The 12,381-nt window shown below is 74.4% G+C and carries 11 protein-coding genes; 1 reads left to right on the top strand and 10 read right to left on the bottom strand.

Features of this window, described 5'->3' with window-relative positions:
• Window positions 1–91 precede the first annotated feature (91 nt).
• The 5 genes from VGH76_RS19495 to smc all read right to left on the bottom strand — a co-directional run bounded on the left by VGH76_RS19495 (window position 92) and on the right by smc (window position 8,273).
• Entirely contained in the window at window positions 92–430 is a 339-nt protein-coding gene (locus tag VGH76_RS19495) for a P-II family nitrogen regulator (RefSeq protein WP_169183376.1), read from the bottom strand.
• Entirely contained in the window at window positions 427–1,788 is a 1,362-nt protein-coding gene (locus VGH76_RS19490; protein ID WP_331558375.1) for an ammonium transporter, read from the bottom strand. The genes VGH76_RS19495 and VGH76_RS19490 overlap by 4 nt, the downstream gene beginning before the upstream one ends.
• Before the next feature lie 295 nt (window positions 1,789–2,083).
• Entirely contained in the window at window positions 2,084–3,622 is a 1,539-nt protein-coding gene (ftsY, locus tag VGH76_RS19485; protein WP_331558378.1) for a signal recognition particle-docking protein FtsY, read from the bottom strand.
• Window positions 3,623–3,899: 277 nt separating this feature from the next.
• On the bottom strand, window positions 3,900–4,358 hold the full coding sequence (locus tag VGH76_RS19480; RefSeq protein WP_331558374.1) for a hypothetical protein: 459 nt from the start codon (window positions 4,356–4,358) through the stop codon (window positions 3,900–3,902).
• Window positions 4,359–4,532: 174 nt separating this feature from the next.
• The gene (gene smc, locus VGH76_RS19475) at window positions 4,533–8,273 is read right to left on the bottom strand and encodes a chromosome segregation protein SMC (protein ID WP_331558373.1); all 3,741 of its coding nucleotides are present in this window, start codon (window positions 8,271–8,273) and stop codon (window positions 4,533–4,535) included.
• Between the two features lie 141 nt (window positions 8,274–8,414).
• On the opposite strand from smc, the gene VGH76_RS19470 reads away from it, so the two are divergent.
• On the top strand, window positions 8,415–8,849 hold the full coding sequence (locus VGH76_RS19470) for an SRPBCC family protein (RefSeq protein ID WP_331558372.1): 435 nt from the start codon (window positions 8,415–8,417) through the stop codon (window positions 8,847–8,849).
• 62 nt (window positions 8,850–8,911) lie between these two features.
• On the opposite strand, the gene mutM is transcribed toward VGH76_RS19470, so the two are convergent.
• From mutM to VGH76_RS19445, 5 genes are all read right to left on the bottom strand, one after another.
• Window positions 8,912–9,793: a bifunctional DNA-formamidopyrimidine glycosylase/DNA-(apurinic or apyrimidinic site) lyase gene (gene mutM / locus VGH76_RS19465; RefSeq protein WP_331558377.1), complete on the bottom strand. Its 882-nt coding sequence runs from the start codon at window positions 9,791–9,793 to the stop codon at window positions 8,912–8,914.
• A gap of 1 nt (window position 9,794) precedes the next feature.
• On the bottom strand, window positions 9,795–10,499 hold the full coding sequence (gene rnc, locus VGH76_RS19460) for a ribonuclease III (protein ID WP_331558371.1): 705 nt from the start codon (window positions 10,497–10,499) through the stop codon (window positions 9,795–9,797).
• A 67-nt stretch (window positions 10,500–10,566) separates the two neighbouring features.
• Window positions 10,567–10,749, bottom strand: a complete 183-nt coding sequence (rpmF, locus tag VGH76_RS19455) for a 50S ribosomal protein L32 (RefSeq protein ID WP_331558370.1) — start codon at window positions 10,747–10,749, stop codon at window positions 10,567–10,569.
• 15 nt (window positions 10,750–10,764) lie between these two features.
• Window positions 10,765–11,355: a YceD family protein gene (locus tag VGH76_RS19450; protein ID WP_331558369.1), complete on the bottom strand. Its 591-nt coding sequence runs from the start codon at window positions 11,353–11,355 to the stop codon at window positions 10,765–10,767.
• 79 nt (window positions 11,356–11,434) lie between these two features.
• Window positions 11,435–12,172, bottom strand: a complete 738-nt coding sequence (locus VGH76_RS19445; RefSeq protein ID WP_331558368.1) for a DivIVA domain-containing protein — start codon at window positions 12,170–12,172, stop codon at window positions 11,435–11,437.
• Window positions 12,173–12,381 lie beyond the last annotated feature (209 nt).

Raw genomic sequence — 12,381 nt, 5'->3', positions numbered from 1 at the left:
CACGCCGGCGGGCGCGCGAGCGGCCACGACGCCAGGGCCGGTCACAGAGGACCGGTCCCGGCGCCGGGTCGCACCGGACGCGTCCCGCGAGCTACAGGGCGTCGGCCCCGCGCTCGCCGGTGCGCACGCGCACCACGGTCTCGACCGGGGTCACCCAGACCTTGCCGTCACCGATCTTGCCGGTGCGGGCGGTCTCGGCGATCGCGTCGAGCACCTTCTCCGCGGTCGGGTCGTCGGTGACGACCTCGATGCGGACCTTCGGGACGAAGTCCACGGAGTACTCGGCTCCGCGGTAGACCTCGGTGTGGCCCTTCTGGCGGCCGTAGCCCTGGACCTCACTGACGGTCATGCCCAGGACGCCGAGCTGCTCCAGCGCCCCCTTCACGTCCTCCAGCACGAACGGCTTGATGATCGCGGTCACCATCTTCATCGCGGAGCACCCTCCCTGGGAGTCGCAGGCATCGAGGACCCGGTGGCACCCGCGCCCAGCAGGGAGGAGTTTCCTCCACCGCTGAGGCCGGAGTAGTCATAGCCGGACTCGGCGTGCTGCGACTCGTCGATGCCCGCAGCCTCGTCCTCGTCGCTGACCCGGAACCCGATCGTGTACTTGATCAGCAGCGCGATGATCGAGGTGACCACGAACGAGTAGAGCAGGACCGAGAAGGCCGCCACGGCCTGCTTGCCGAGCTGGTCGAAGCCACCGCCGTAGAACAGGCCGTCGGCGCTCGAGGAGTTCAGCGACGTGGTGCCGAAGAACCCGATGAGCAGGGTGCCGACGAGACCGCCGACGAGGTGGACCGCGACGACGTCGAGCGAGTCGTCGAAGCCGAGCCGGAACTTGATGGACACGCACAGGGCGCAGACCGCACCGGCGATGAAGCCGATCGCGAGGCCACCGACCGGGTTGACGTAGGCACAGGCCGGGGTGATCGCGACGAGACCGGCGACGGCGCCGGACGCGGCACCGAGGGTGGTCGGCTTGCCGTCACGGAACTGTTCGACGACCAGCCAGCCCACGGTCGCGGCGGCGGTGGCCATGGTGGTCGTCGTGAAGGCGACCGCGGCGGTCGAGTTGGCGCCCAGGGCCGATCCGGCGTTGAAGCCGTACCAGCCGAACCACAGCAGGCTCGCGCCGAGCAGCACGAACGGGAGCGAGTGCGGGCGGCCCGGGTCGCGCGGCCAGTTGCGCCGCTTGCCGAGCACGACCGCGAGCGCCAGCCCCGCGGCACCGGCGTTGATGTGGACCGCGGTCCCACCGGCGAAGTCGAGCGCCTTGAGCGAGTTCGCGATCCAGCCGCCCTTCTCGCCCGCGTAGCCGTCGAACGCGAACACCCAGTGCGCGACGGGGAAGTAGACGATCGTCGACCAGAGCACGACGAACAGGCCCCAGCTCCAGAATTTGATGCGCTCCGGCACCGCCCCCGAGATCAGCGCGGGGGTGATGACGGCGAACATCAGCTGGAACATCGCGAAGGCGAGGACGGGGATACCGTCGCCGGTGCTGGCGCCCACGATCTCCTGCGACCCACCGGGGAACGAGTTGCCCAGGCCCAGGTACTGGAAGTCGCCGATCAGGCCGCCGAAGGCGTCGTTGCCGAACGCGAGCGAGAAGCCGTAGAGGCACCACAGCACCCCGACGATCGCGAGGCACATGAAGTTCATCATGAGCATGTTCAGGACGCTCTTCGAGCGGACCATCCCGCCGTAGAAGAAAGCGAGCCCTGGCGTCATGAGCATCACCAGCGCGGCGCTGGCGAGTACCCACGCGGTACTACCGGCATTCAACACGGTCGTTCGTCCCTCCTGCGTTCACCGACTCCTTGGCGATCACTGGGAGGGAAGGATGCGCAGGGTGTGTTTCGGGCGCCGTCGGGGAGTGTTTCGCAGCAGTTAACAGCCGCCCCGCGCGTGTCACCATCAGGTTGCCGAACCGGACAAGCAGCAGTGGAGTGCCTGAGGTCACTCGATGTCCGTGCACGGCGCGCAACGTCGCGTCCGCCACGAACGCGCAGCGTGTCACCCGATCAGCTGCCGGTGCTCACCGCGACATCATTCCCGAGCGGGTGCACGACGCCGATGCCGCTCAGCGCAGGAGCGCGTCGATGAACGCCTCGGGCTCGAACGGCGCGAGGTCGTCGGGACCCTCGCCGAGCCCCACGAGCTTCACGGGCACGCCGAGCTCGCGCTGCACCTGGAAGACGATCCCGCCCTTGGCCGTACCGTCGAGCTTGGTGAGCACGACCCCGGTCACGTCCACCACCTCGCCGAACACCCGCGCCTGGGTCAGGCCGTTCTGCCCGGTCGTCGCGTCGAGCACGAGGAGCACCTCGTCCACGTCGGCCTGCCGCTCCACCACGCGCTTGACCTTGCCCAGCTCGTCCATGAGCCCGGTCTTGGTGTGCAGGCGACCGGCGGTGTCGAGCAGCACGGCGTCGGCCCCGGCCTCGGAGCCCTTCTTGACGGCGTCGAACGCGACGCTCGCCGGGTCGGCGCCCTCGGCGCCCCGCACCACGCGCGCCCCGGCCCGCTCGCCCCACGTCTGGAGCTGCTCGGCCGCCGCCGCGCGGAAGGTGTCGGCCGCCCCCAGCACGATCTCGTGGCCGCCGCCGACCAGCACCCGCGCGAGCTTGCCGGTGGTCGTCGTCTTGCCGGTGCCGTTGACCCCGACGACGAGCACCACCGCCGGCCGGCCGTCGTGCGCCAGCGCGCGCACCGAGCGCTCCAGGTCGGTGCCGAGGGTCTCGACGAGCACCTCGCGCAGCAGGTCGCGCACCTCCTCGGAAGTGCGGACGCCGCGGGAGGCGATGCGCTCGCGGAGCTTGCCGACGACCTCCCGGGTGGTGGCCGAGCCGAGGTCGGCCATGAGCAGCTGGTCCTCGACCTCCTCCCAGGAGTCCTCGTCGAGGTCCCCCGCGCCGAGCAGGCCGAGCAGGCCGGTGCCGAGCGTCGAGCGGGACCGGCCGAGCCGTCCGCGCAGCCGCTCGAGCCGGCCGTCGGGCGAGGCGATCGGCTCGGCGGGGGCCGGGGCGGCCTCGGCCGGAGCGGGCGGCGCCTCCGTCGTCGCGGGCTCGGCGGGCGCCGGCTCCGCGGAAGGGGCCTCGACGGGGGCCGGCGGGGTCTCGACGGGGGCCGGCGTCTCCACGGGGGCCGGCGTCTCCACGGGGGCCGGCGGGGTCTCGACGGGGGCCGGCGTCTCCACGGGGGCGGGCGTCTCCACGGGGGCCGGGGGCGCTTCGGGGGCGGGCGGGGCCTCGGTGCTCGACGACTCAGCGGGTGTCGGCTCCGCGGTCGGGGTCTCGACGGGGGCGGGGGGCGCCTCGGTGGTCGCGGCCGGCTCGGCGGGAGAAGTCGGCGCGGGCTCCGGCTCCGGGGTCGGCTCCGGGGTCGGCTCCGGGGTCGGCTCCGGCGCGGCAGGCCGTTCCTTCGTCGCGGTGCCCCCACCGCTGCCGGCGGAGAACGAGAACCCCCCGCCCGCGGCGTAGGTGCCCTTGGCCGGCTTGGCCTGCTCGGCCTCCTCGGCCTCGCGCAGCGAGATCCGGCGACGCCGCGCGAGTACCAGCCCGACGACCAGCACCACCAGGAGCACGACCACGACGACCGCGACGACGATCCCGGTGAGCACCCCGGGCGAGAGTCCGGTGGCCGGCGCCTGGGCCAGCAGGTCGGCGTGGCCGGGCAGCAGATCGGGACCCCGGAGGGCGGTGTCAGTCAGCGTCGAGCTCACCGCACCATCCTGTCAGCCGCGCTCGTCCCGGGCCGCCGCACCACGTGGGCGGCGCCCGGCGCCGAGGGAGTCACTGCAGGTCGACCGGATCTCCGCCCGGCGTGCACCGACTCCTTGATCATGGTCCGGCGAGCGGCCGCTCCTCCGCGGCCGCAGGGGCCGACCCCGAACGCGGTCAGAGGAACAGCGCGATCCCGGTCCCGACGAGCCCGCCGAGCAGGACGAGCACCACGAGGAGCAGCCCGAGCAGCGCGGCCACTCCTGGCGTCGACTGCGGCACCGGACCGACCGACCCGGGACGGCCCGCCAGGGCGGGGGCGCGGTAGTAGACGTCGACGGTGTGCCCGGCGGCCACCGGGACGGCCTCGACCACGCGACCCCAGCCGTCACCCCGGTCGACGACGATCTCGACGCGGTGCCGCCCCGCGGGCAGCGCGATGTCCGTGCGGCCCCACCGCACGGTCAGCGGCAGGTCGTCGACGGTGACGGCGAGGTGGCTCTTCCCGAGCTGCGGGCAGAGCACGCTGTGGGAGGCGTCGACGACGAGGTGCCCGACCGGGACGTCGGTACCGCGCGCGGGAGTCGACCTGGATCGATTGAGCTGGACGTAGCGTCCGGGCTGGAGCACCGTCATGCGTCCGACCTCTCCCCGAGCTTCGTGGTGCACCACCACGCCGACGACCTCGACGGTAGGCCGGGTCACCGTCCTGCGGGATTCCCCGCCCGCGTCGTCGTCGGCCACGGACGCATGACCCCCTCGATCACGCAAAGCTATGCTAGCGCGACACTCCGTCACGGAAGCAGGGGGTCACGCCACCGGGGTGGCGTCCGCTCCGGACAGCGGTCCGGGGGCGTCGCGGCCGCGCAGCCGCTGGGAGACGACCGCCGTGATGCCGTCGCCGCGCATGCTCACCCCGTACAGGGCGTCGGCGATCTCCATCGTCGGTTTCTGGTGGGTGATGATCACCAGCTGCGACGAGCGCCGCAGGTCGTCGAGCAGCCCGATGAGGCGGCGCAGGTTCGCGTCGTCGAGGGCCGCCTCCACCTCGTCGAGGACGTAGAACGGTGAGGGCCGGGCCCGGAAGATCGCGACGAGCATCGCGACCGCGGTGAGCGACTTCTCCCCACCCGAGAGCAGCGAGAGCCGCTTGACCTTCTTGCCGGGCGGGCGGGCCTCCACCTCGACGCCGGTGGTGAGCAGGTCGTCGGGGTCGGTGAGCACGAGCCGGCCGTCGCCGCCGGGGAACAGGACCGGGAAGACGATCTCGAACTCGCGGGCCACGTCGGCGAACGCCTCGGCGAAGACGTCGAGGATCCGCTGGTCGACGTCCGCGACGACCGAGAGCAGGTCCCGCTTGGAGGCCTTGACGTCCTCGAGCTGTGTGGACAGGAAGCGGTACCGCTCCTCGAGGGCGGCGTACTCCTCCAGCGCGAGCGGGTTGACCTTCCCGAGCGTGCCCAGCTCCTTCTCCGCGCGCGCGGCGCGGCGCTGCTGCTCGGCGCGGTCGTAGGCCAGCGGCGGCGGCATCGTGACCTGCTCGCCGCGCTCGCGCGCCGCCGTGACCTCGGCGACCTCGGCCTCGCTCGGCGGGATCCCGGCGTCGGGGCCGTACTCGCGGACGAGGTCGTCGAGGCCGATGCCGAAGCGCTCGCCGATCGACTCCTCCAGCTGCGCCAGCCGGGTGCGCTGCTCGGCGCGCAGCACCTCGTCGCGGTGCACGGCGTCGGTGAGGCGCTCGAGGGTCTGCGTCAGCCCGCGCAGGCGCTCCCGGACGCCCTCGAGCTCCGCGACCCGGGCCTGACGCGTCGCGGCGAGCCGGTCCCGCTCGGCCACGGCCCGCGTGACCGACGCCGCGATCCGTTCCGCGCCCGCCCGGCCGTGCTCGAGGACCTCCGCGAGCAGGGCAGCCGCCCGCTCGCGCTCGCGGCGTCGCTGCGCGGCCCGCTCCCGCTGCTCCCGCTCGGACCGGGCCCGGTGGCGCAGCGACTCGGCCCGGCCGGTGACCGCCCGCGCCCGCTCCTCGGCGGTGCGCAGCGCCAGCCGGCCCTCGACCTCCGCGGCCCGGGCGGCGGTCACCGCGGCCGCCGCCGCGTCCCGCGTCGCGGTGTCCTCCTCGCCGGCCTCGTCGCCGTCGGCCTCGGCCTGGTCGGTGGCCATGGCGAGGCGCTCGGAGAGGTCGTCCAGCTCGGCCCGCCGCTCGTCGCGCGCGGTCTCCACCGCTGCCCGGCGCTCGGTGAGGCGGGCGAGCTCGGCCTCGGCGCCGCGCACGGTCTCGGCCAGCCGGCCCAGCCGACGGGCCTCCTCGGCACGCCGCGCGTCGTCCTGCGCCCGCCGGGCCTCGGCCGCCCGGCGGCGCTCCGCCGCAGCCCGTCGGTGGTCGTCGCGCACCTGGCGGGCGACGCCGACCTCCGCCCGGGCCGCCGCCTCCGCCGTCCGCGCCTCCTCCAGCGCGGCGGCGCCGACGGCGACCGCCCGCTCGGCCTCGGCGAGCCGGTCCCCCGCCTCGTCGGCCGCGGACTGCATCTGCAGGATCGACTGACTGCCCGAGGGGCCGCCCACCGCCCAGGAGCCGCCGAGCACGTCCCCGCCCCGGGTGGCCGCCGTGAGCTCGGGGTGGGCGGCGACGACCGCCCGCGCGGCCGCGAGGTCGTCCACGACGACGACGCCGGCGAGCAGCCGGGCGACCGCGCCCGCGAGCGGTCCGGGGGCACTCACCAGATCCATGGCCCAGCGCGACCCGGCGGGCGCCTCCCCGCGCGCCTCCTCGGCGACGGCGGCCCCGGTCACGACGAGCCCCGCGCGGCCCGCGTCGGCGGCGTGCAGGTGGGCCAGCGCGTCGGCGGCCGCGTCGGGGCCGGTGACGACGACGGCGTCCGCGGCGGGACCGAGCGCGGCGGTGATCGCCGCCTCCTCCCCCGCCGGGACGCGCAGCAGCGCCGCGACCGACCCGAGCACCCCGTCCCGGCCGCCGGCGAGCAGCTCGCCGGCGCCGTCGCGGCGGGTCAGGGTGAGCTCGAGCGCCTCGACGCGAGCCTTCCAGTGCGCGCGGTCCCGCTCCGCGTCGCGGTGCGCGGCGCCGGCGCGGTCGACCTCGGCGCGGACCTGCTCGTGGCGCTCGGTGGCGGCGTCGAACGCGGCCTCCGGGTCGGTGTCGGTGGGCGCGTCCTCCCCTGCCTCCCCGGGCGCGCCGCCCGGCTGCGCGGTGTCGTCGTCGGGTCGCGGCGCCGACGAGCCCGCCTCTTCCTCGGCCCCAGCGAGCTCCTCGCGGGCCGCGGCCGCCCGCTCGCCCGCCTCGGAGATCGAGGACGCGAGGGTCTCGAGCTCCTCCACCGCCGCCGCGACGCGGCCGCGCTGGGTCTCGACCTGCCCGGCCAGCCGCGCCAGCCCCTCACGCCGGTCGGCCGCGGCCCGCCGCGCGGCGGCGAGGCGTCGCTCCGCCGCGGAGAGCGTCTCCTCGGCGTCCTCCCGGTGGGCGGCGGCCCCCTCGAGGGCCTCCCGCGCCTCGGCGACCTCGTCGGCCAGGCCGGCCTCGGTCGCCGCGGCCTCCTCGGCGCGCCGCTCGAGCTCGTCGGGGTCCGGCCCGCTCGGGGCGTCGTCGGGGGTCACGAGGTGGCGGTGGCGCTCGGCGGCCAGCGCCACCGTGCCGCGCAGCCGCTCGGCGAGCGCGGACAGGCGGTGGTGGGCGGCGACGGCGTGGTCGTGCGCCGGGGCGTCGCGCTCGAGGGCCGCCTCGAGCTCCGTCGACGCCTCGGACTCCACCGCGAGCGCCCGCTCGGTCTCGTCGCGGCGGCGCCGGGCCTCGTCCTCGTCGGCGCGGTCCCGCGCGATCGTGGTCCGCAGCATCACGAGGTCGTCCGCGGCCAGGCGCAGCCGGGCGTCGCGCAGGTCGGCCTGGATGGTCTGGGCGCGGCGCGCGATCTCGGCCTGGCGGCCGAGGGGCTTGAGCTGGCGCCGGAGCTCCGTGGTGAGGTCGGCCAGCCGGGCGAGGTTGGCCTCCATCGCCTCGAGCTTGCGCAGCGCTTTCTCCTTGCGCTTGCGGTGCTTGAGGACGCCCGCCGCCTCCTCGATGAACGCGCGGCGCTCCTCGGGCCGCGACTGGAGGATCGCGTCGAGCTGGCCCTGCCCCACGAGCACGTGCAGCTCGCGGCCGATGCCCGAATCCGAGAGCAGCTCCTGGACGTCGAGCAGCCGGCACGAGCTGCCGTTGATCTCGTACTCGCCGGCGCCGGACCGGAAGACCCGCCGGGTGATCGAGACCTCGGTGTAGGAGATCGGGAGCACGCCGTCGGAGTTGTCGATCGTCAGCGTCACCTCGGCGCGGCCGAGCGGCGAGCGCCCGGACGTGCCGGCGAAGATGACGTCCTCCATCTTCCCGCCGCGCAACGCCTTCGCGCCCTGCTCGCCGAGCACCCAGCTGATGGCGTCGACGACATTGGACTTGCCCGAGCCGTTGGGCCCCACCACGCAGGTGATGCCCGGTTCGAAGCGCAGCGTGGTCGACGAGGCGAAGGACTTGAACCCCTTGAGGGTCAGGCTCTTGAGGTGCACAGCGGCTGGTCCCCCTCCCTGGCCGCCACGGCTCGCGCGCCCTGCGTGCCGGTTGACGCTACGCGAAACCCGGATGTGACCCGCTACGCCCCGCCATGATCGGCCCGTTTCGAGGCCCGGGTCTCCTGGCCATCCGCCCCCATGACCACAGCCACGCACTACCTCGAGGTCAACGCCCCCGCAGACCGCTGCTACCAGTGGTGGCGCCCGCTCACCCACCTCCCCGAGATCCTCGACGACGTCGAGTCGGTCCAGGCGAAGTCGAGCGACGCGGACGTGACGCACTGGGTGGTCGACGGCCCGCTCGGCAAGAAGATCGAGTGGGACGCCAAGATCATCGACGAGGAGCAGGACCGCAAGATCGCGTGGAAGTCGATCGAGGAGAGCAGCAACCACATCGACACCGGTGGCGCCGTGCGCTTCGACAACCACGGCGACAAGACCGGGGTCGAGGTCAGCATGCACATCCAGCCGCCCGGCGGGAAGGCCGGCGAGCTGGGCGCGAAGCTCTTCGACGACCCGCAGAAGAAGATCGAGAAGGCGCTCGAGCAGTTCAAGCAGCTGATGGAGAAGTAGGTGCGCTTCGCGCAGGTGAGCACTTTCCGGCGCTATGACCCCGGAAAGTGCTCACCTGCGCGTCAGCGCACCTTCCGACGTGGCGCCTTCTGGCACGTCGGACACCAGTACGACGAGCGGTTCGTGAACGCCGACCGCACGATCGCCGTCCCGCACCGCGGGCACGGTTCGTCCTCGCGCCCGTAGACCGCGAGGGAGCGTTCGAAGTACCCGCGGTCGCCGTGGACGTCGACATAGAGCGCGTCGAACGAGGTCCCGCCCGCCGCGAGCGCCTCGCCCATCACCTCGGCCGCCGCGCCGAGCACGCGCCGCCCCTCCGGACGGGTCAGCGTCGCCGTCGGCCGCAGCGCGTGCAGCTTCGCCCGCCACAGCGCCTCGTCGGCGTAGATGTTGCCGATCCCCGAGACCAGCGTCTGGTCGAGCAGCGCCCGCTTGAGCTCGGTGCGCCGACGGCGGTAGGCCCCGACGGCCGCCTCCAGGTCGAAGCGCTCGTCGAGCGGGTCCCGCCCGATGTGGGCGACGAGCGCCGGGACCGTCTCCCCGTCGGAGACCACCGTATCGGCCGCGGTCAGCCCGCCGAACGTCCGCTGGTCGACGAACCGCAGCTCCGGGCCGCCGTCGTCGAAGCGGACCCGCACCCGCAGGTGCGGCTCGTCGGGCCGGTCGGCGGGCTGTACCAGCAGCTGACCGCTCATCCCGAGGTGCGCGAGCACCGCGCCGTCGGGACTCCCCTCCCGGTCGGCGAGATCGACCCACAGGAACTTCCCCCGGCGCCGGGCCGCCACGAGCGTGCGCCCCGCCAGCCGGCTCGCCAGTTCCGGCGCACCGCCCGGCTGGCGCCGCACCGCCCGCGGGTGCCGCACCTCGACCGAGGACACCGTGCGCCCGATCGCGTGGTCGGCGAGGCCGCGGCGCACGACCTCCACCTCGGGCAGCTCGGGCAGCTCAGCCGCCGTCGTCGGCGGTCTCGCCCTGCAACGCCTCGTAGGCGGCCTGGGCGGCCTTCTGCTCGGCGTCCTTCTTGGTGCGCCCCACCCCGACGCCGAGGTCCTTCTCGGCGACGACGGCCGTCGCCGTGAACTCCTTGGCGTGGTCCGGGCCCTCGTCGGTGATCCGGTACTCCGGCACGCCCCGCCCGGTGGCCGCGGTGAGCTCCTGGAGGCTGGTCTTCCAGTCCAGGCCGGCGCCGAGGCGCGGGGCGGCATGCATGAGGTCGCCGAAGAGCCGCAGCACGAGCACGCGGGACACGTCGATGCCGTGCTGCAGGTGGACCGCGCCCAGGATCGCCTCGACGGCGTCGCCCAGGATCGAGTCCTTGTCGCGGCCGCCGGTCATCTCCTCGCCGCGGCCGAGGTACATCAGCTCGCCGAGCCCGAGGGTGCGCGCCACCCCGGCGAGGGCGTGCATGTTGACCACGCTCGCGCGCAGCTTGGCGAGCTGCCCCTCGGGCAGGTCGGGGTGCTCGCGGTAGAGCCGCTCGGTGACGGCGACACCCAGCACCGAGTCGCCCAGGAACTCCAGGCGCTCGTTGGTGGGCAGGCCACCCTTCTCGTAGGCGTAGGACCGGTGGGTGAGGGCGAGCGTCAGCAGCTCGGGGTCGACCTCGACCCCGAGCACGCGGCAGAGCCGCACCGCCCGGTCCTCGCCCACCGCATCGCTGCGGTCCTGATCGTCGCGCCCCGGCGAGGGCGCGGGCGCCGTCGGGGGCACCCCGACGTCAGGCCGGGGCGACGGCCCGGCGGCCGGCGTACTGGCCGCAGTTCGGGCAGGCCACGTGCGGGGGCTTCGGCTTCCCGCAGGCCTTGTTCTGGCACGCCGCGAGCGTGGGCGCGGACGCCTTCCACTGCGAGCGGCGGGCGTGGGTGTTGGCGCGCGACATCCGGCGCTTGGGGACGGCCACGGTGGTTCGATCTCCTCAGTTCTCTGTGCTGCCGCCGGCGAAACGCTCCTGCAGGGCGGCCCAGCGAGGATCGATTCTCTCACGCGTGGTCCCGGCCGGCACGAAGGCCCATGCCTGTTCGTCCGGGGAGGGCACGCCGGGGCAGTCCTCGCGGCACAACGGCGCGTTCGGCAGCTCCAGCAGCACCGCGTCGCGGACGGCGGGCTCCAGGTCGATCTTCTCGTCGACGATGCGGCTGACGTCGTCCTCGTCGGTCGTCTCGTCGGTCACCGAGTCCGGGTAGGCGTAGAGCTCGGTGACGTCGACCTCGACCTGGTCGGTCACCTCGCCGAGGCACCGGGAGCACTCCCCGACGACGTCGGCGCTCACGGTGCCGCTCGCGAGGACGCCCTCGACGACGGACTCGAGGCGCAGGTCGAGGTGGATGGGCTCGCCGGCGGGCACGCCGATGACCTCGAGCCCGAAGTCGTCGGGCGCGGGCACGTCGCGCACCCAGGGCTTCATCGTGCCGGGGCGCCGCGAGAGCTCGCGCAGGACGTCGACCGTCCACGGACTCGTCGGGTCCGGCGGCGCCGTCTTCTCGTGGGGGGTCTTGTCAGTAGTCATCTCGCCGCGTTCCAACGTGCTCGGCCGGGGGACGTGTTCCCCCACGGCACCCGTTGGTCCCAGAGGGTACGGAACGGGTCTACGCGGTTGCGCGGTCGGACCAGCGGGCGGCGTCGCCGCCGCGCTCGCCGCGCTCGCCGCGCTCGTCGTGCGAGCCCGCGCCCACCCCGACCTGCCCGGTCCGCAGCTGGTGACGGTGCCGCCCGACGGTGTCGAGCACCGACTCGAGGGTCTCGGTGAACTCGGCGAGCGCGGAGTCGACGTAGGAGTCGCACTCGGTCCGCGCGCGGTGGGCGTCATCGGCGGCCCGGTCGAGGATGCGGCCGGCCTCGTCGTGGGCGGCGAGGGTGACCTCGTGCTCGGAGACGAGGCGCTGCTGCTCGGCGCGCCCGTCGTCGACGGCGCGGTCGTAGCTCTGCCGCCCCGCCTCGGCCATGCGGTCGGCCTCCGCGGCGGCGCGGTCGGTGAGGTCGGCGTACTCGCGGCGGCCCCGCGACACGACGCGCTCCGCCTCGTGCTCGGCCTCGGCGATCATCTGCTGGGCCTGCTCACGGGCCTCGGCGAGGATGCGGTCCGCCTCGGTCCGCGCCTCCTCGGTGGCGCGCGAGGCCTGCTCGGTGGCCTCGTTCACCAGCTGGTCGCGGTGGTCGAGCACGTCCTGGGCGTCGTCGAGCTCGCCCGGGATCGCCTCGCGGATGTCGTCGAGAAGCTCGAGGACGTCCCCCCGGGGCACGACGCAGCTCGTCGTCATGGGGACCCCGCGAGCCTCCTCGCAGATCGTCACCAGTTCGTCGAGCGCCTCGAACACCCGGTACACGTCCGCCCACCTCCCACGTCACGTCGGCTCGGCCAGTGTGCGGCGCCCGCTCGCACGGACGGTGCATTCGTTCGCGGTCCGGCGTGTCGAGGGCCTCGGCCCCCGGTGGCAGCAACGGCACGATCCTGGCGTCGGACGGCAGGACGGCGCCGTTCACGCACCACGGGCTCGGTCCCCCCGGTGGCAGCAACGGCACGATCCTGGCGTCC

The sequence above is a fragment of the Actinomycetospora sp. genome (assembly GCF_036497585.1).
Taxonomy (GTDB): domain Bacteria; phylum Actinomycetota; class Actinomycetes; order Mycobacteriales; family Pseudonocardiaceae; genus Actinomycetospora.
The sequence above is the reverse complement of the archived record's forward strand: the minus strand, read 5'-3'. Positions and strand labels throughout refer to the sequence as shown.